Below are 18,662 nucleotides of genomic sequence, written 5' to 3'. Positions count from 1 at the left end.
GGCCGGCAAGGCGCTGGTGCGCGGGCTCGACGCGCTCATCGACTGACGCTGCTTGGCAGGAATCGGGTGGGAAGCGTGCCGGGGACCGCGTAATTTCCGGTCAGCGATAGCGGAGACATGCCATGACCATCCAGTTCAAAGCGCTGCCGACCGACAATGTGAGAGCCCTGCAGCGCGGCGGGGCGGACGCGTACGGCCATACGCCGGAGCGCCAGGTTTCCGACGGCGACGGCGTGCCCTGCCGCCACTGCCTGAAGAACGTCGCCGCGGGCGATGCCTATCTCGTTTTGGCCTACCGGCCGTTTCCCGAGCTGCAGCCCTATGCCGAGACCGGGCCGATCTTCCTGCATGCGCAGGAATGCGCACGCGCGCCGGAGGACGCGGCGCTTCCCGAAATGCTCGAGAGCAGCGACTACATCGTGCGTGGCTATGGCCGCAACGACCGCATCGTCTATGGCAGCGGCGGGGTCATAGCGACGCCGGACATCGCAGCTCGCGCCGAAACGCTGCTCGAGCGCGACGACATCGCCTACATCCATGTCCGCTCGGCGCGCAACAATTGCTACCAGTGCCGCATCGAACGCGCCTGACGCGTTCCAAAAAATATGCCCGCCGATAGGCTGGCGGGCAGTTGGGGAAAAAGCCTGCGACAGAAGAGAAAGCCGCCTACAGGCCGATGCGACTAGGCATGGTTTTCGAATGCCGAATGTGAAGTGCTTCACAAAGGCACCACGGATCTGCGTGAATGTCGGGCGAGACTGTCGTATAGCCGTCGCAATTACTTGCTAAAAGGCAAGTGTTGATCGATTGCCGACCGCGGATGGACCGGCGGCACGTCTCAACGTCGAGGAAGCGGGGCTTTGGCTCCGCTTTTTTGTTGGCTAAATTGTTCCGCGCAAAGAAAAACCCGCCGGACGGAGCCGGCGGGCGACAGGAGGAACTCTCTTCGCGTGCCTGTCAGGCGGCGAGGACCGCCTTCGGCTCGACGAGCTCGTAGCCGAGCGCTTCGGCGACCGCGCGGTTGGTGATCTTGCCCTTGTGGACGTTGAGGCCGTTGCGCAGATGGTGGTCGTCGACAAGCGCCTTGAGGCCCTTGTCGGCAAGCTGCAGGCCGTAATGCAGCGTCGCATTGTTGAGGGCATGCGCCGAGGTGACCGGCACCGCGCCCGGCATGTTGGCGACGCAATAGTGGATGACGCCGTCGACCTCGTAGGTCGGCTCGGCATGGGTGGTGGCGTGCGAGGTCTCGAAGCAGCCGCCCTGGTCGATGGCGACGTCGACGAGCACGGAACCCTTCTTCATGCCGGACAGCATTTCGCGCGTCACCAGCTTCGGCGCCGCGGCGCCCGGGATCAGCACGGCGCCGACGACGATGTCGGCGGAGAAGCACTCTTCCTCCAGCGCCTCGACGGTCGAGTAGCGGGTGTGGACGCGGCCGCCGAAAATGTCGTCGAGCTGGCGCAGCCGCGGGATCGAGCGGTCGATGATGGTGACATCGGCGCCGAGGCCGGCCGCCATCTTGGCCGCATGCAGGCCGACGACGCCGCCACCGAGCACGGTGACCTTGCCGGGCAGCACGCCGGGTACGCCGCCGAGCAGCACGCCGCGGCCGCCATTGGCCTTCTGCAGCGCGGTCGCGCCGGCCTGGATCGACAGGCGGCCGGCAACTTCCGACATCGGCGCAAGCAGCGGCAGGCCGCCGCGGTCGTCGGTGACGGTTTCATAGGCGATCGCCGTGACGCCCGAAGCGAGCAGCCCCTTGGTCTGGTCCGGATCCGGAGCGAGATGGAGATAGGTGTAGAGGATCTGGCCGTCGCGCAGCTGGACCCATTCGTTGGGCTGCGGTTCCTTGACCTTGACGATCATGTCGGACTTGGCGAACACGTCGGCGGCCGTCTTGGCGATGGTCGCGCCGGCGGCGCGGTAGGCGTTGTCGTCGGCGCCGATGCCGGCGCCGGCGCCGGTCTCGACCAGCACTTCATGGCCATGCGCGACATATTCGCGGACGGAGCCAGGCGTCAGGCCGACGCGATATTCGTGGTTCTTGATTTCCTTGGGGCAACCGACGCGCATTTTCTGTCTCCTGATCCGGCCCTTTGCGGGCGCGTTCCCTGTATTGGCGGAGTGAACCATGAATCGGCCCGCAAGTGTTTGCGAATGCGCTTGCGAGAACGGGCGCACTTCGATAATCGTTGCGCGAAATCTCACTATTTTCGCAGGAAACACGAAGAATGCCGCTCGACAGGATTGATATCGCCATTCTGGAGGCTTTGCAGAAAGACGGGCGGATACCCAACGCCGCGCTTGCCGAGAAGGTCGGCCTGTCGCAATCGGCCTGCTCGCGGCGGCTCGACAATCTGGAGAAGTCGGGCACTATCCGCGGTTATCACGCGCGGCTGTCCAACGCCGCGCTCGGCCACCAGATGACGGCAATCGTGCATATATCGCTGTCGGGCCAGTTCGAGAAGACGCTGTCGGATTTCGAGGCGGCGATCAAGCGCTGCCCGAACGTGCTGTCCTGCCACCTGATGTCGGGTGAATACGACTACATCCTGCGCATCGCCGCGAAGGATCTGGTCGACTATGAGCGCATCCACAAGGAATGGCTGTCGGCGATGCCGCATGTGACGAAGATCAATTCGTCCTTCGCGCTGCGCGAGATCGTCGACCGGACAGCGGTCGGCTTGCGGCCGGAGATGGCCTAGGCGCCGCTAAGCGCCTGTGGCCTCCGTCACCACCTCGCTCATCGGGATGTCGTGCGGTTGCGGGTAGATCGTCGGGATGCGCTGCAGTTCGTAGCCGACGCCGATCACCAGCGGCCTGAACGGCATCGCCGCCAGCGTGCGGTCGAAGAAGCCGCCGCCGTAACCCAGACGATATTTGCCGGGGTCGATGCCGACGATCGGCGAAATGACGATGTCTGGCAGCACCGGATCGCCTTCCGCCGGGATCGGGATGTTCCAGACGCCCTTCTCCAACCGGTCGCCCGGTCTGTAGGCGCGGAACACCAGTGGCTGCCCTTTCTCGATGACGACCGGCAGTGCGGTCCGCCCGCCACGTTCGTTGATCGACGCCATCCAGGACCGCAGATCCGGCTCGCCGCGGAAGGGCCAGTAGAGGCTGACCATGCGGCCGCCAATGTCGCCAATCAAAGCGTCGAGGCCCTCGGCGATGCGCGTCGACATTGCCGCGCGGGCATCGGCGGTGATTGCTAGCCGCGCTGAGATCAACCGTTCGCGCTCGGCCTTGCGCCAGCGTCTGACATCGGTCCAGTCGGTCAGCGGCGCCAAGAACTGCGGATCGAGTTCATGCATGAAACAGGGCGGGGAGGCGTATTGGGCCGGGCCCTGCTCGTCACGATCATCAGCCATGCTTCACTCCTGTATTCCGGCAGTGACGCTATACCTCGTGCAAACCGGTCGACATGTGCATTCACGACATCCGGCGGCGAGTCCCGGGCAATTGGACGGTCTTCCCGCTATTGCTGCAATGCACAATAATACCTAGATTGGGTCCGGTGGATTTGCTTGGCGAGGTAAGTGAATGAACGAAGCCAGCCATCATGTCGTGGTCGTCGGCGCCGGGTTCGGCGGCCTCGAACTGACCCATGCGCTCGCCGGCGCGCCGGTGCGCATCACCATGATCGACAAGCGCAACCATCACCTGTTCCAGCCGCTGCTCTACCAGGTGGCGACGACATCGCTGGCGACTTCGGAAGTGGCCTGGCCGATCCGCCATCTGCTGCGCAAGCGCAAGAATGTGACGACGCTTTTGGGCAACGTCACTGGCGTCGACCGCGCCGGCAAACGCGTGCTGCTCGAGGATGGCAGCGCCGTTGGCTTCGACACGCTGGTGCTTGCCACCGGGGCGCGCCACGCCTATTTCGGCCATGACGAATGGGAGCCGTTCGCTCCCGGGCTGAAGACGCTGGAGGATGCCACCACGATTCGGCGCCGCATCCTGCTCGCCTTCGAGCAGGCCGAGCGCGAAACCGATGCGGCGAGGCGCCAGGCGCTGCTGACGCTGGTCATCGTCGGCGGCGGACCGACCGGCGTCGAACTTGCCGGCACCATCGCGGAACTGGCGCATGACACGCTGCGCGACGAGTTCCGCAACATCGACACCAGGCAGACGCGCGTGGTGCTGATCGAGGCCGGCGATCGCCTCCTCGCCAACTTCGCGCCGCAGCTCTCCGCCTATGCCCAGAAGGCGCTGGAGCGGCTCGGCGTCACGGTCGAGCTCGGCCAGGCGGTCACAGAACTGGATGCGGATGGCGTTGTCTTTGGCGACAAGCGCCTGCCGGCAAAGACAATTCTGTGGGCCGCGGGCGTTGCCGCTTCGCCGGCGGCGGAATGGCTGGGAACGACCGCCGACCGGGCGGGCAGGGTGCTGGTCGAGCCCGATCTCACCGTTCCGGGCAGCCCGGAAATCTTCGTCATCGGCGACACCGCGCATGTGTTGCGCCCGGATGGAAAACCGGTGCCTGGCGTGGCGCCTTCCGCCAAGCAGGAGGGGCGCCACGTCGCGGCGACGATCAAGGCGCGGCTCGCCGGCGATACGACTTCGCGTCCTTTCCGCTATCAACACGCCGGCGACCTGGCGACGATCGGCAAGCGCGCGGCGGCGATCGACTTCGGCTGGATCAAACTCACCGGCTGGCTTGCCTGGTGGCTGTGGGGCGTTGCCCACATCTATTTCCTGATCGGTTTCCGCAACCGGCTCGCGGTCTCGCTTAGCTGGCTATGGATCTACTTCACTGGCCAGCGCAGCGCGCGGCTGATCACCCAGGGCGACGACGACAAGGGCTGACATCGCGCGCCTCGTCTCGCTTCATCGACACGTCACCTTGTCGTGATCGACAGGCATTTCGCCGGACATGGACTCATGCGTCTTTCACCGGCAAGCTCCGCGCTCGCTGGCAGGGGTGTCGCGTTGTCGAAGAGGAGAAAACAATGTCACGACTGCCCGTCTCCCGTCGCGAATTCCTGGCCGGTGCCGCCGCCACCGGGGCGCTGATCATGCTGCATCCTTTCTCCGCTCGAGCCGAGGCCAACCAGGCACATCTCAGGATCATGGAGACGACCGATATCCATGTGAACGTGCTGCCCTATGACTACTACGCCGACAAGGCGAACGACACGATGGGCCTGTCCCGCACCGCCTCGCTGATCGACGCGGTGCGCAAGGAGGCAACCAATGCGATGCTGATCGACAATGGCGACCTTTTGCAGGGCAACCCGATGGGCGACTACATCGCCTACGAGAAGGGCCTGAAGGACGGCGACCTGCATCCGATCATGAAGGGCATGAACCTGCTCGGCTACGAGTGCTCGACGCTCGGCAACCACGAGTTCAATTACGGCCTGTCGTTCCTCGACAAGGTGCTGGCCGGCGCCAATTTCCCCTTCGTCTGCGCGAATCTCATCCGCGGCACCGCGCTTGCCGCCAACCCGCGCGACGACAAGCTCTACCTCAAGCCCTATGTCATCCTCGACAGGAAGATCAAGGACGGGTCGGGCGCCGAGCAGCCGATCAGGATCGGCATCATCGGTTTCGTGCCGCCGCAGATCATGGTCTGGGACCTGAAGAACCTCGAAGGCAACGTGAAGACGCGCGACATCGTCGAGGCGGCGAAGGCGTGGGTGCCTGAGATCAGGGAGGCGGGCGCCGACATCGTCATCGCGCTCTCGCATTCCGGCATCGACATCAAGCAGGGCGACATGATGGAGAACGCCTCCTTCTTCGTCGCCGGCGTCGAGGGCATCGATGCCGTCTTCACCGGTCATCAGCATCTCGTCTTCCCCGGCAAGAAGGATTTCCAGGCGCTCGATGGCGTAGACACCGGCAAGGGCACGCTGCGAGGCAAGCCGGCGGTGATGGGCGGCTTCTGGGGCTCGCATATGGGCCTAATCGATCTGCTTCTGGAGCGCGACGGCTCGAAGTGGCGGGTGGTTTCCGCGACGTCCGAGGCGCGGCCGATCTACGAGCGGGTCGACAACAAGAACAAGGCGACCGTCGGCGACGACAGGCGCATCATCGCCGCGCTCGAGCAGGACCATGAGGCGACGCTCGCCTATGTGCGCCGTCCCGTCGGCAAGACCTCGGCGCCGCTCTATTCCTATTTCGCGCTGGTGGCCGATGATCCGTCGGTGCAGATCGTCAACCAGGCGCAGAGCTGGTACCTGAAGGACATACTGAAGAGCACGCAGTGGAAGGACGTGCCGCTTTTGTCGGCGGCCGCACCCTTCAAGGCGGGCGGGCGCAGCGGCGCCGACTACTACACCGACGTCCCGGTGGGCGACATCGCCATCAAAAACGTCGCCGACCTCTATCTCTATCCCAACACTGTGCGAGCCGTCGAAATCACCGGCGCGCAGGTCAAGGAATGGCTGGAGATGTCGGCCGGCATCTTCAACCGGATCGAGCCCGGCAAGGCCGACCAGCCGCTCATCAACACCGACTTCCCGTCCTACAATTTCGACGTGATCGACGGCGTCACCTACAAGATCGACCTTTCGCAACCGCCGAAATACGATGCCAAGGGCGGGCCGGCGAATGCCTCCAGCCGCATCGTCGATCTGATGTTCGACGGCAAACCAATTGATCCCGCGCAGAAATTCGTCGTCGCGACCAACAACTACCGCGCCGGCGGCGGCGGCAATTTCCCGGACATAAACGCTTCCAAGATCATCTACGAGGCACCGGACACCAACCGCGACGTGATCGTGCGCTACGTCATCAGCGAGGGCACGATCAACCCGTCGGCGGACGACAACTGGTCGTTCGCGCCGCTGCCCGGAACCAGCGTGGTGTTCGACACCGGCCCGAGGGCAAAGGATTTCATCGCGGACGTGAGGTCGCTGAAGATCGAGCCGGCGGGTGAGGGCGATGCGGGCTTCGCCAGATACCGCATCCTCCTCTGACGCGGGTCGGGCCGGCTCTGCCGGCCAGACACTCAGGCCTTGTAGACCACCTGGCGGACATCAATGTAGCTGGCGCGGAAGCCGGCTTCGCAATAGTGCAGATAGAACTCCCAGAGCTTCTTGAAGCGATCGTCGAAGCCGAGCGGGACGATCTTTTCCCACGAGCCCCAGAAACGCTGGCGCCACTCGGCGAGGGTGCGGGCATAGTCCTGCGGGAAGACGCGCTCGCGCAGATGCGCGAGGCCGTGATCCTTGCCGAGAGCCTTGAGGATCGAGGGTGTCGGCAGCATGCCGCCAGGGAAGACATAGCGCTGGATGAAATCGGGGCGCGCGCGATACGCCTCGTAGGCGGCCTCGTTGATGGTGATGATCTGCAGGCCGGCCGTGCCGCCGGGCTTCAGGCAGGTCTTCATCTTGCCGAAGAACACCGGCCAGTATTTCTCTCCGACCGCCTCGAACATCTCGATCGATGCGATCCGGTCGTAAGTGCCTGTCTCGTCTCGATAATCCTGCAGCTTGATGTCGACCTTTTCGGCAAGCCCGGCTTTCTGGATACGCGCTTTCGCGAAATCATGCTGCTCGCGGCTGATGGTCAATCCGGTGACGCGGCAACCGATCTCGCGCGCGGCGAATTCGGCAAAGCCGCCCCAGCCGCAGCCGATCTCCAGCACATGGTCCTTCCTGCCGATGCCGGTATCTTTTGCCAGTGCACGATATTTGGCGGCCTGCGCGCTTTCGAGATCGTTGGCGCCCGTCGCATACAGCGCCGACGAATAGGTCATGCTCGGATCCAGCCATTTCTCATAGAAGGCGTTGCCGAGATCGTAATGCGCCGAGATGTTGCGTCGCGATCCGGTATGCGTGTTTTCGTTGAACCAATGGCGGATGCGCTGGACGGTGTTGATGAGCCAGTTGGCGCCGCCGGCGACCTTCTCGCCGAGGGCTGAATTGACCACGAACAGTTCGAGGAAGCTGGTGACGTCCGGGCTGTCCCAATCGCCGTCCATGTAGGATTCCGCGAGGCCGATGGTGCCGCCGGAAAAGGCGCGCCCCGGCAGGCGCCAATTCTTCAGCACCAGTTCGGCGTCGGGGCCGGGTGCCTTGCCGCCGACGAGGACGGCGCGGCCGTCGGGCATCCGGACCTTGAGCGAGCCGCGCGGCAGGCCCATGGCGGCCGAAAGCACCAGGCGCGCCTTTGCCGGCAAGCCCTTGACGATCTCGGCGAAGTTCAATTCGTCAAGCAGCACCGCGTCGCCGGGCGCAACACCCAAGTCTTGCTTGAAAGCCATTTCCTGCCCCCGACTTTCAGGAGGCCAGCACACATGGCCGACCCCGCACCCCTCTTGAGGTTCATTCATCCGGCACAAATGCAGCCGCGGCTACATTTTCCGTTGAGTTCCCGACACAATCTTCCACGGCATCAGGGTCAACTTCAAGAGGCAGGCGAAGTCGGTTCTGGAGCCAACAAATCCAGAGGAGAATGTCCTCGGCCCTTGGAATCTCTATGGTTGCCGCCACCCGCATGCGATAACTTTAGTCATGCGTTATGTCATCGTCATCATCACCATCACCTTCGCCCTGATCTGGGACGGTCTCTACAACCAGGGCCGCTACCTCGACACGACGGTCAGGGAGGTATCGCGTATCGTGCGCTACGTCACCGGCGCGGTCTGACGCCGCGCATGGCGGGCGCGACATCGTTGCCGGTTGACGCTGCGCCCTTGCTCCCACAAAACACGCCTGAATTGACGATCAGGGAGGCTGGATTGATCCGGCACATCGTTTTCTTCAGCGTGCGACGCAAGGAGGATGTGGAGGCCGTTCGATCGGGCCTGCTGGAATTGGGCAGGATCCCGTATTCGACGCATTTCGAAGTTACTCTCAACACCAAGGTCGATCTGTTCTCCAACGCGATCGACGTCGTCGTCTACGCCGAATTCGAGGATGACGCCGCGCTCGCCGCCTACAAGGCGCATCCGCTCTATGCCGAGACGACCAGCCGGGTCAAACCGTTGCGTGAACTGCGTTATTCGGCCGACGTCGTGGCCGCCTGAGCGAGCGACTGTTCGAGCTGGCGCCTTTGCCGCCGCCCGGCGAAATAGCCAGTCACCACGCGAAAGCCGCCGGGCAGGTTGCTCGCCCCGCGCCACGCCATGATTTCCGCCAGCGCCACGCCGAAGCTGCCTTGCGCCAGAGCCTTCAGGACGCCGCGCAGCGTCAGGTAGCTGAGGATCGTGGCGTAATCCGGCGTCTGATAGTCCTCGCAGCGGGCGACGAAATCGCTCAGCCCGGCGATGTAGCCGGCATGGCTGCGCGACATCGAATTGGCTTCGCGGTATTTGAGGACGTCGACGGCCTTGCCGAAGGCGATGCGGTGCTGCCGTCCCAGCCTGACCAGGAACTCACGGTCCTGATGGCGGTACAAACCGTCATCGTAGCCGCCGATCGACGCGAAGGCGGAACGGCGCACTGTTACGGTCGAATTGGTCAGCGGCACGCAGTGGCAAAGCAGGAGCCGACGCAGTCGCTCCGCGTCAGGCGTCGGGTCGGGCAATCGATGCAGGCGCTGGCGCCTGTCGGCAACGTCCTTGAAACCGTCGATCGTGCAGGCGACATCCGGATTGGCATCGAAGAAGGCGATCAGCCGTTCGATGCGCCCGGGACAGAAGGCATCGTCGGAATCGAGAAACGCAATAAGCGGCGCGCTGGTCAGCGCCGCGCCTTCGTTGCGCGCCCGGTTGGCGCCGGAGGGCACCGGCAAACGGCGCCAGGCCAGGCGCGGATCGGCGAGCGAAGCAAGATAGGCTTCGGTATCGTCCTCGGAGCCGTCGTCGACGACCACCAGTTCGATATCGGGCCGCGGATCGGACAGGACCGATGCCAGCGTGCGGGGCAGGCTGCCGCGGCGGTTCCTGGCCGGGATAACGACGGCGAGCCGGGGGGTGACGCCTGCTCCCTGCGCGACTGGAAAGGTATTCGGCGAGACTGTCACCGGCGGAACTCGTGCGTAAGGGGTCGAGTGCGGCAGAAGCCGGCCTTTGCCGCCCAGCGAAAGTCGACCATGTTGCGATGCGCGATCAGCCGTTAGCCCATACGGTCGGTGACGAAACGTTGCCAGACATCAAACTGAAGCGAAATTCGTATATCAGCAATACCGCTGTATTCGCAAGAAACGCAGGCGCGCCAGGCGGCCTTACTCTGTTTGAACGGCCGAAGTCTCGGCCGGGTCGACGCCGCCTCGCTTGGGCGCGACCAGCACCAGCGCGGCGACAATTGCAATCGCCGCAATCGTCATTGCGATGAACACAGTTCTTCCCATGGTTGTAAGTTAGGGTGGCTTCGTTCGACGACAAGGACACGCCGCCGAGATCGAGACCGCCAAAGCCCGCCGGGCGGTTGGCCGAGCCCCCTTGAACCGACTTCCGGAATGATGCACACCGCGCCGGCATGACCAAAGCGACGCAGGCTCATCCGCTCGACCATCTGGTGCTGCCGACAGCGCGCCTCGATGCCGCGCGGGCGCGGCTGGTTTCACTCGGCTTCGTCGTCGCGCCGACCGGCATCCACCCGTTCGGCACCGAAAACTGCTGTGTCTTTTTCGCCGATGGCACCTATCTGGAGCCGCTGGCGGTTGGCAACGACCAGGACGCGGACCTGGCGATAGGCGAAGGCAACGTGTTCGTCGCGCGCGATCGTCTCTACCGGCAGAACCTCGGCGACGAGGGCTTTTCCGCTGTCGTGCTCGGAACCGGCGATGCCGATGCCGACCACGTTCGTTACGTCGGGGCCGGGATGTCGGCGGGGGAGATGCTGAGTTTTTCGCGCACTTTCACCGATACGAGCGGCAAGAGCGACCTGGCGTCCTTCAAGCTGGCCTTCTGCGCCAGCAAGGATGCCGATGAGGCTTTCCTTTTCGCGTGTGAGCGCATCAATGGACCGAAGATCGACCGTACCGCATTGCAGGCCCATGCCAACGGCGTGACAGGCATCATCGAAGTCGTCGCTGTCAGCGACAGGCCTTCTGGCCAGGTCGGGCTGCTCTCGACGGCTGCCACCAAGCAAGCTGCGCAAGGTGATGCGATCGAATTGCCGAACGCAACCCTGACCGTCCTGGAGCCGGCGGCCTTCGCCTCGCGCTGCAACCTTCCGACCGGAGCGTCGCCGCATCTGCGCTTTGCCGCCATCGTTTTCTCGGTCCGCAGCGCCGCCATCGCAGCGCGCCTGCTTGCGGCCAACGCCATCGCACATCACATGAGCGGCAATGATATTGTCGTCAGGCCGGCGCCCGGGCAGGGCGCCGCCTTCATCTTCCGGGAGACAAAATGAACAAACCCCTGGCGCCCAATCCGTCCGTGACCGTCGGCAACGTCGTCTTCTCGAACGCCGCGCCGCTGTCGCTGATCGCCGGCCCCTGCCAGCTGGAATCGCGCCAGCACGCCTTCGACATGGCCGGCGCGCTGAAGGAGCTCACCGACAGGCTCGGCATCGGGCTCGTCTACAAGACCAGCTACGACAAGGCCAACCGCACCTCGCTGTCGGCCACGCGAGGCGCCGGGCTGGAAGCGGCGCTGCCGGTCTTCGACGATCTGCGGAAGACGTTTTCCCTTCCGGTGCTGACGGACGTCCACACCGAGGAGCAGTGCGCGATCGTCGCGCCGCATGTCGATGTCCTGCAGATCCCCGCCTTCCTTTCACGCCAGACCGACATGCTGGTCGCGGCGGCCAGGACGGGCAAGGTGATCAACGTGAAGAAAGGCCAGTTCCTCGCCCCCTGGGACATGAAGAACGTGGTCGCCAAGATCACCGGTTCCGGCAACGCCAATGTGCTGACCACCGAGCGTGGCGCCTCCTTCGGCTACAACACGCTGGTGTCCGACATGCGGGCGCTGCCGATCATGGCCGAGATCGGGGCGCCGGTGATTTTCGATGCCACGCATTCGGTCCAGCAGCCTGGCGGGCAGGGTGGTTCTTCGGGCGGCGAACGTCGCTTTGTCGCGACGCTGGCGCGCGCCGCGGTCGCGGTCGGCGTCGCCGGCGTGTTCATCGAGACGCATCAGGATCCGGACAACTCGACCTCTTCCGATGGCCCGAACATGGTGCCCTTGAAGGACATGCCAGCCTTGCTGGAACGGCTGATGGCATTCGATCGCATCGCCAAGGGACGCTGACCCGACTCGGCGTCCCATCGGCTTGTCGCAGGCAACCGCCGGCTGTAGGCTCCTGCCGCAACTGAGCGCCCTGGCAGGAGGAAGCCATGTCCGTCGCCCGCGTCACAGAGATCACGTCATCGTCCAAGAAGAGCTTTCAGGATGCCATCGAAAAGGGCATCGCGCGCGCCGCAAAGACCCTGAAGAACGTCGAGGGCGCCTGGATCCAGGACCAGAAGATCGTCGTCGAGAGCGGCAAGATCGCCGCTTACCGCGTCAACATGAAGGTCACCTTCATCCTCACCGACAACTAAGCAATTTCAGGAAAAGTGCGTAGCGGTTTTCCGTCCGGAATTGCCTAAAAACAAAGTCGGGAACCTTCGTCCGCCCCTCTCATTGTCCATGCAGGCATTCAATCGAGAGGAGTTCCACCATGAGCACCCTGACCGGGCACACCGAAGCCATTGCCGCCTCGCGCGTCATCGGCACATCGGTCTACAACACCGAAGGCAAGAGCATCGGCAGCGTCGAAGACATCATGCTCGACAAGACCTCGAACGGCATCATGTTCGCGGTGATCGGTTTTGGCGGATTCCTCGGCGTTGGCGAGAAGTACCACGCCATCCCGTGGGCGAGCCTCGACTATGACGAGGACAGGGGCGGCTATGTCGTGCCGTTCTCCAAAGAGCAGTTGCAGGCCGCGCCGGCCTATTCGATCAACGAATTGGCGGGCGCCGACGGCCAGGCGGCACGCGACGAGTCGTACAGCTACTACCGGGTCGAGCCCTACTGGCACTGAAGCGTTCGGCCAGCCCGGAGCGGAATCAAAAAAGGCCCCCGCACATGCGAGGGCCTTTCTTCTGCAAGATCCTACTGCGCTGCTTGAAGTGTCGACAGTTGCGCGGCGCCCTGCTGGGGCTGCTGGTTGTCGCACGACGTCAGGAACGCAGCCGCGATCAGGAACAAACTCACGATACCGCTCAACTGGGACATGGCGAAACTCCTCCTGTTTCGCCCCGCGCAAGCAGAATCATAGACCAGAACGTTGCGCGCCGCGCATGACTTATGATGACAGAAATTTGCGCTTCGTGAATCGGCGGGCGGGCAATATTTGCGGGCGCCCCGATTGCCTTTTGCGGCACTTTGGCTAAGAGGGGCGCGACGCTTCAATCGATCAATCGGGGACATTGCAATGACCGCCATCGTCGACATAATCGGGCGTGAAATCCTGGACAGCCGTGGAAATCCGACCGTCGAGGTCGACGTGGTGCTGGAAGACGGCTCGATGGGCCGCGCCGCCGTGCCGTCAGGCGCCTCGACCGGCGCGCATGAGGCGGTCGAGCTGCGCGATGGTGGCCCGCGCTATCTCGGCAAGGGCGTGCTGCGGGCGGTCGAGGCCGTCAACGGCGAGCTGTTCGAGGCGATCGGCGGCATGGAGGCCGAGAACCAGATCCATATCGACCAGACGATGATCGAGCTCGACGGCACGCCGAACAAGAGCCGGCTCGGCGCCAACGCCATCCTCGGCGTGTCGCTGGCGGTCGCCAAGGCGGCGGCTGAAGCGGCCGGCCTGCCGCTCTACCGCTATGTCGGTGGCGCCAAGGCGCATGTGCTGCCGGTGCCGATGATGAACATCATCAATGGCGGCGCGCATGCCGACAATCCGATCGACTTCCAGGAATTCATGATCCTGCCGATCGGCGCGCCGACGCTGCGCGACGGCGTGCGCTGGGGCTCGGAAATCTTCCACACGCTGCGCAAAAAGCTCAAGGACGCCGGCCACAACACCAATGTCGGTGACGAGGGCGGCTTCGCTCCCAACCTGAAGAGCGCGCCGTCGGCGCTCGATTTCATCATGGAATCGATCGAGAAGGCCGGCTTCAAGCCGGGCGAGGACGTCGCTCTCGGCCTCGACTGCGCCGCGACCGAGTTCTTCAAGGACGGCAACTACGTCTATGAGGGTGAGAAGAAGACTCGCGATCCGAAGGCGCAGGCCAAGTACCTCGCCAAGCTCGCATCCGACTATCCGATCATCACCATCGAGGACGGCCTTGCCGAAGACGACTGGGAGGGCTGGAAGATCCTGACCGACCTCATCGGCAAGAAGACACAGCTGGTCGGCGACGATCTGTTCGTCACCAACACGGCCAGGCTTCGCGACGGCATCCGCATGGGCGTCGCCAATTCGATCCTGGTCAAGGTCAACCAGATCGGCTCGCTGACCGAAACGCTCGACGCCGTCGAGACCGCGCACAAGGCCGGCTACACCGCCGTCATGTCGCACCGTTCGGGCGAGACCGAGGATTCGACCATTGCCGATCTCGCCGTCGCCACCAATTGCGGACAGATCAAGACCGGCTCGCTGTCGCGCTCCGACCGCATGGCCAAGTACAACCAGCTGATCCGCATCGAGGAAGAGCTCGGCAAGCAGGCCCGCTACGCCGGCAAGTCGGTGGTCAAGGGCTGATCCGGCAACCAATCGGGATATCGAGGAAGGGCGGGGCGTTCCCCGCCCTTTTTCGTTTTGAGGCTTCGCGTACGCCCGTCCGTAACCGTCCATTAAGCACAATGGAGCGAAAAAGAGCCTGGGCCGTTCGGGTTCGCGGCCACGAGGATCTGGATCATGTGGACACGTCAGCACAAGCAGCGAAACACCGGCCGGCTGATCGTCCCCTCGCTCTGCGTGCTGTTCCTGGCCTATTTCGGCTTCCATGCCTATCACGGCGAATTCGGCATCTATTCCAAATATCAGCTCGAAGCCCGGGCAGTCGAACTGCAGGGGCAGCTCGATGCCGTCAAGGCGCGCCGGGTCGATCTCGAGCGGCGTGTCCAGCTGATGCACGAGGGCACGCTGGAAAAGGACATGCTTGACGAACAGGCGCGCAAGGCGCTCAATCTCTCGCATGCCGACGAAATCACCATCATGCTGCCGGCTCCAGCGAAATAACTGAATTCCAGTTAATCGTCTTTATTTTCAATGATTTTAATTGCTTAGACGCATGCCAGCCATGCATTTTTCGGCATGGCGCAATGCTTTTATGCGTGTTAGCCTCGTATAAATCGGTGGGGAGAGACGATCTCCCTCGGAGCGGATTTCATCCTGCTCTAAATGTCCGCGAAGAGACGCCAACAGGGAGTGATGCATGGCCACCGCCGCCAGAAAAGCGCCTGCCAAATCCAAAAACGACGGTAAATCACAAGGGCTCTCCGCCCCGAAGCCTGCCGACTTCACCAAGGACGATGAGCTTGCCGCCTACCGGCACATGCTGCTCATCCGCCGCTTCGAGGAAAAGGCCGGCCAGCTCTACGGCATGGGCTTCATCGGCGGCTTCTGCCACCTCTATATCGGCCAGGAGGCTGTCGTCACTGGCATGAAGATGGCGCTGATCGAAGGCGACCAGATGATCACCGCCTATCGCGACCACGGCCACATGCTGGCGATGGACCTGTCGCCTCGCGGCGTCATGGCGGAGCTCACCGGGCGCCGGGGCGGCCTGTCCAAGGGCAAGGGCGGCTCCATGCACATGTTCTCCAAGGAGAAGCATTTCTATGGTGGCCACGGCATCGTCGGCGCGCAGGTGTCGCTCGGCACCGGTCTCGCCTTCGCCAACCGCTATCGCGAGAACAAGAACGTCTCGCTGACCTATTTCGGCGACGGCGCCGCCAACCAGGGCCAGGTCTACGAAAGCTTCAACATGGCCTCGCTGTGGAAGCTGCCGGTGATCTTCATCATCGAGAACAACCGCTACGCCATGGGCACCTCGGTGTCGCGCTCCTCGGCCGAGACCGATTTCTCGCATCGCGGCGCATCCTTCAAGATCCCCGGCATCCAGGTCGACGGCATGGACGTGCGCGCGGTGAAGTCCGCCGCCGATCTCGCCACCGAATGGTGCCGCGCCGGCAACGGCCCGCTGATCCTGGAGATGCAGACCTACCGCTATCGCGGCCATTCGATGTCCGATCCGGCGAAGTACCGCTCCAAGGAAGAAGTGCAGAAGATGCGCTCCGAGCATGACCCGATCGAGCAGGTCAGGGCGCGGCTGCTCGACAAGAAATGGGCCAGCGAGGACGAGCTCAAGGCCATCGACAAGGAGGTCCGCGACATCGTCGCCGACGCCGCCGAATTTGCCCAGAACGACGCCGAGCCGGATCCGTCCGAGCTCTGGACCGACATCGTACTGTAAAGGGAGGGCAAGGACATGCCGATCGAAATTCTCATGCCCGCTCTCTCGCCGACGATGGAAGAGGGCAATCTTTCCAAATGGCTGAAGAACGAGGGCGACAAGATCGTCGCCGGTGACGTCATCGCCGAGATCGAGACCGACAAGGCGACGATGGAAGTCGAAGCCGTCGACGAGGGCACGCTCGCCAAGATCGTGGTTCCCGCCGGTACCGAAGGCGTCAAGGTCAACGCTGTGATCGCCGTGATCGCGGTTGACGGCGAGGACGTCGACAAGGCCGGCGAAGGCATCGGCGAGGAGCCCGCCAGGCCTGAGGCGGCAGCACCTGCGTCTGTTGCGGCCAAGAGCGAGGCCGCGGCACCGGTCGCCGCAGCGCCGAGAGCGGAAGTCGCCGCCGATCCGGACATTCCGGCCGGCACCGAGATGGTGTCGACCACGGTGCGCGAGGCGCTGCGTGACGCCATGGCCGAGGAAATGCGCCGCGACGGCGACGTCTTTGTCATGGGCGAGGAGGTCGCCGAGTACCAGGGCGCTTACAAGATCACGCAAGGCCTGCTGCAGGAATTCGGACCGCGCCGCGTCGTCGACACGCCGATCACCGAGCACGGTTTTGCCGGCGTCGGCGTCGGTGCCGCGATGGCTGGCCTGAAGCCGATCGTCGAGTTCATGACCTTCAACTTCGCCATGCAGGCGATCGACCAGATTATCAACTCGGCCGCCAAGACGCTCTATATGTCGGGCGGCCAGATGGGCGCACCGATCGTCTTTCGCGGACCGAACGGCGCCGCCGCCCGCGTCGCCGCCCAGCACTCGCAGTGCTACGCCGCCTGGTACAGCCATGTTCCCGGGCTGAAGGTGGTGATGCCGTACACGGCGGCCGACGCCAAGGGCCTGCTCAAGGCCGCGATCCGCGATCCGAACCCGGTCATCTTCCTCGAGAACGAAATTCTCTACGGCCAGTCCTTCGATGTGCCGAAGCTCGACGATTTCGTGCTGCCGATCGGCAAGGCGCGCATTCATAAGCCGGGCAAGGACGTCACCATCGTCTCCTTCGGCATCGGCATGACCTACGCGGTCAAGGCCGAAGCAGAGTTGCGCGGCATGGGCATCGACGCCGAAATCATCGATCTGAGGTCCATCCGTCCGCTCGACTTCGACACCATCATCGCCTCGGTCAAGAAGACCAATCGCCTGGTCGTGGTCGAGGAAGGTTTCCCGCAGAGCTCGGTCGGCGACCATATCGCCAACCAGGTGTCGCAGCGCGCTTTCGACTTCCTCGATGCGCCGGTCATCACCATCGCCGGCAAGGACGTGCCGATGCCTTACGCGGCCAACCTCGAAAAGCTGGCATTGCCCAATGTCGGCGAGGTCGTCGAGGCGGTCAAAGCCGTCACGTATCGCTGAGCCGGGCGGGAGGGAAACATGCCAATCAACATCACCATGCCGGCACTCTCGCCCACGATGGAAGAAGGCAATCTTTCCAAGTGGCTCGTGAAAGAGGGCGACAAGGTTTCGCCGGGCGACGTGATCGCCGAGATCGAGACCGACAAGGCGACGATGGAGGTCGAAGCCGTCGATGAAGGCACGGTCGCCAAGCTGGTAGTTCCGGCTGGTACCGAAGGCGTCAAGGTCAACGCGCTGATAGCCATCCTGGCCGGCGAAGGCGAGGATGCCGGCGCTGCCGCAAAGGGTGGTGGCGATGCTGCGCCCAAGGCCGAGGCTCCGAAAGCCGAAGCGCCAAAGGCGGAAGCGCCGAAGCCGGCAGCCGCGGCGGCGCCCGCGCCGGCGAAGGCAGAGCCTGCTCCGGCCGCCAATGGCCACGCTGGCGGCGACCGCACCTTCGCCTCGCCGCTTGCCCGCCGCATCGCCAAGGATGCCGGCGTCGATGTGGCTAATGTCACGGGAACGGGGCCGCATGGCCGTGTCGTCAAGGCTGATGTCGAGGCGGCGATTGCCGGCGGCGGCGCGAAGGCCGCGCCCGCTGCCAAGGCGCCTGCCGGTGCTCCGGCGGCAGCTCCGGCTGCAGCGCCGAAGGCGATGTCGGACGACCAGGTGCTGAAGCTGTTTGCCGACGGCTCCTACGAACTCGTGCCGCACGACAATATGCGCAAGACCATCGCGCGCCGCCTGGTCGAGGCCAAGTCAACCATCCCGCATTTCTACCTGACGCTCGACTGCGAGCTCGACGCGCTGTTGGCGCTGCGCACGCAGCTCAATGCGGCGGCACCGGTGAAGAAGACCGAGAAGGGCGAGGTTCCCGCCTACAAGCTCTCGGTCAACGACATGGTGATCAAGGCGATGGCGATGGCGCTGATGGCGGTGCCGGATGCCAATGCCTCGTGGACCGACAGCGCCATGGTCAAGCACAAGCACGCCGATGTCGGCGTCGCCGTGTCGATCCCTGGCGGCCT

General features: G+C 63.8%; 20 protein-coding genes. 15 read left to right on the top strand and 5 right to left on the bottom strand.

Annotation, left to right across the window (positions count from 1 at the left end):
* Positions 1-122: 122 nt before the first annotated feature.
* Positions 123-590 carry a DUF1203 domain-containing protein gene (locus EN846_RS19685; RefSeq protein ID WP_127393535.1) on the top strand — a complete coding sequence of 156 codons (468 nt, stop codon included), beginning with the start codon at positions 123-125 and terminating at the stop codon, positions 588-590.
* A gap of 367 nt (positions 591-957) precedes the next feature.
* Here the strand turns inward: EN846_RS19685 and ald are convergent, their stop codons facing one another.
* Positions 958-2,073: an alanine dehydrogenase gene (gene ald / locus EN846_RS19680; protein ID WP_127393536.1), complete on the bottom strand. Its 1,116-nt coding sequence runs from the start codon at positions 2,071-2,073 to the stop codon at positions 958-960.
* Positions 2,074-2,231: 158 nt separating this feature from the next.
* On the opposite strand from ald, the gene EN846_RS19675 reads away from it, so the two are divergent.
* On the top strand, positions 2,232-2,705 hold the full coding sequence (locus EN846_RS19675) for an Lrp/AsnC family transcriptional regulator (protein WP_126054644.1): 474 nt from the start codon (positions 2,232-2,234) through the stop codon (positions 2,703-2,705).
* Between the two features lie 6 nt (positions 2,706-2,711).
* Here the strand turns inward: EN846_RS19675 and EN846_RS19670 are convergent, their stop codons facing one another.
* Positions 2,712-3,371, bottom strand: coding sequence for a 5-formyltetrahydrofolate cyclo-ligase (locus EN846_RS19670; RefSeq protein WP_127393537.1), 660 nt, complete (start codon positions 3,369-3,371; stop codon positions 2,712-2,714).
* 172 nt (positions 3,372-3,543) lie between these two features.
* On the opposite strand from EN846_RS19670, the gene EN846_RS19665 reads away from it, so the two are divergent.
* Both EN846_RS19665 and EN846_RS19660 read left to right on the top strand, forming a co-directional pair.
* Positions 3,544-4,809 carry an NAD(P)/FAD-dependent oxidoreductase gene (locus tag EN846_RS19665; protein WP_135859271.1) on the top strand — a complete coding sequence of 422 codons (1,266 nt, stop codon included), beginning with the start codon at positions 3,544-3,546 and terminating at the stop codon, positions 4,807-4,809.
* 143 nt (positions 4,810-4,952) lie between these two features.
* A complete protein-coding gene (locus tag EN846_RS19660) occupies positions 4,953-6,923 on the top strand; it encodes a bifunctional 2',3'-cyclic-nucleotide 2'-phosphodiesterase/3'-nucleotidase (RefSeq protein WP_127394093.1) in 1,971 nt (656 codons plus the stop codon).
* A 32-nt stretch (positions 6,924-6,955) separates the two neighbouring features.
* On the opposite strand, the gene EN846_RS19655 is transcribed toward EN846_RS19660, so the two are convergent.
* Positions 6,956-8,212, bottom strand: a complete 1,257-nt coding sequence (locus EN846_RS19655) for a cyclopropane-fatty-acyl-phospholipid synthase family protein (protein ID WP_128346556.1) — start codon at positions 8,210-8,212, stop codon at positions 6,956-6,958.
* Positions 8,213-8,462: 250 nt separating this feature from the next.
* Here EN846_RS19655 and EN846_RS36410 point away from each other — a divergent pair, with 250 nt between their 5' ends.
* Together EN846_RS36410 and EN846_RS19650 are read left to right on the top strand one after the other, a co-directional pair.
* A complete protein-coding gene (locus EN846_RS36410; RefSeq protein ID WP_281015748.1) occupies positions 8,463-8,597 on the top strand; it encodes a hypothetical protein in 135 nt (44 codons plus the stop codon).
* 92 nt (positions 8,598-8,689) lie between these two features.
* Positions 8,690-8,977, top strand: coding sequence for a Dabb family protein (locus tag EN846_RS19650; RefSeq protein WP_127311475.1), 288 nt, complete (start codon positions 8,690-8,692; stop codon positions 8,975-8,977).
* On the opposite strand, the gene EN846_RS19645 is transcribed toward EN846_RS19650, so the two are convergent.
* The gene (locus tag EN846_RS19645) at positions 8,950-9,915 is read right to left on the bottom strand and encodes a glycosyltransferase family 2 protein (RefSeq protein ID WP_187331404.1); all 966 of its coding nucleotides are present in this window, start codon (positions 9,913-9,915) and stop codon (positions 8,950-8,952) included. The two genes, EN846_RS19650 and EN846_RS19645, sit on opposite strands and share 28 nt — an antisense overlap.
* 455 nt (positions 9,916-10,370) lie before the next feature.
* On the opposite strand from EN846_RS19645, the gene EN846_RS19640 reads away from it, so the two are divergent.
* From EN846_RS19640 to EN846_RS19625, 4 genes are all read left to right on the top strand, one after another.
* Complete coding sequence (locus EN846_RS19640; protein ID WP_127393429.1) at positions 10,371-11,249, top strand: VOC family protein; 879 nt, start codon at positions 10,371-10,373, stop codon at positions 11,247-11,249.
* Positions 11,246-12,091, top strand: coding sequence for a 3-deoxy-8-phosphooctulonate synthase (gene kdsA, locus EN846_RS19635; RefSeq protein WP_127393430.1), 846 nt, complete (start codon positions 11,246-11,248; stop codon positions 12,089-12,091). Before EN846_RS19640 ends, kdsA begins: the two co-directional genes overlap by 4 nt.
* Before the next feature lie 86 nt (positions 12,092-12,177).
* On the top strand, positions 12,178-12,384 hold the full coding sequence (locus EN846_RS19630) for a dodecin family protein (RefSeq protein WP_127286801.1): 207 nt from the start codon (positions 12,178-12,180) through the stop codon (positions 12,382-12,384).
* A gap of 119 nt (positions 12,385-12,503) precedes the next feature.
* Positions 12,504-12,869: a PRC-barrel domain-containing protein gene (locus EN846_RS19625; protein ID WP_127286802.1), complete on the top strand. Its 366-nt coding sequence runs from the start codon at positions 12,504-12,506 to the stop codon at positions 12,867-12,869.
* A gap of 71 nt (positions 12,870-12,940) precedes the next feature.
* Here EN846_RS19625 and EN846_RS36405 read toward each other — a convergent pair whose 3' ends face one another.
* Complete coding sequence (locus EN846_RS36405) at positions 12,941-13,063, bottom strand: hypothetical protein (RefSeq protein WP_274608485.1); 123 nt, start codon at positions 13,061-13,063, stop codon at positions 12,941-12,943.
* Positions 13,064-13,262: 199 nt separating this feature from the next.
* Between EN846_RS36405 and eno the strand changes: the two genes are divergently transcribed.
* The 5 genes from eno to EN846_RS19600 all read left to right on the top strand — a co-directional run.
* Positions 13,263-14,537, top strand: coding sequence for a phosphopyruvate hydratase (gene eno, locus EN846_RS19620; protein ID WP_128346554.1), 1,275 nt, complete (start codon positions 13,263-13,265; stop codon positions 14,535-14,537).
* Positions 14,538-14,693: 156 nt separating this feature from the next.
* The gene (locus EN846_RS19615; RefSeq protein ID WP_127286905.1) at positions 14,694-15,017 is read left to right on the top strand and encodes a septum formation initiator family protein; all 324 of its coding nucleotides are present in this window, start codon (positions 14,694-14,696) and stop codon (positions 15,015-15,017) included.
* Positions 15,018-15,213: 196 nt separating this feature from the next.
* Positions 15,214-16,254, top strand: coding sequence for a pyruvate dehydrogenase (acetyl-transferring) E1 component subunit alpha (gene pdhA, locus EN846_RS19610; protein WP_127286906.1), 1,041 nt, complete (start codon positions 15,214-15,216; stop codon positions 16,252-16,254).
* Between the two features lie 15 nt (positions 16,255-16,269).
* Positions 16,270-17,655 (top strand): pyruvate dehydrogenase complex E1 component subunit beta, encoded by a 1,386-nt coding sequence (locus EN846_RS19605; protein ID WP_127393515.1) that lies wholly within the window; start codon positions 16,270-16,272, stop codon positions 17,653-17,655.
* An 18-nt stretch (positions 17,656-17,673) separates the two neighbouring features.
* Positions 17,674-18,662, top strand: a 989-nt coding sequence (locus EN846_RS19600; RefSeq protein WP_135859272.1) for a 2-oxo acid dehydrogenase subunit E2, incomplete at its 3' end; no start/stop codon positions are given.

Origin of the sequence: Mesorhizobium sp. M4B.F.Ca.ET.203.01.1.1, from assembly GCF_004791025.1 — a bacterium.
GTDB lineage: Bacteria > Pseudomonadota > Alphaproteobacteria > Rhizobiales > Rhizobiaceae > Mesorhizobium > Mesorhizobium abyssinicae.
The sequence above is the reverse complement of the archived record's forward strand: the minus strand, read 5'-3'. Positions and strand labels throughout refer to the sequence as shown.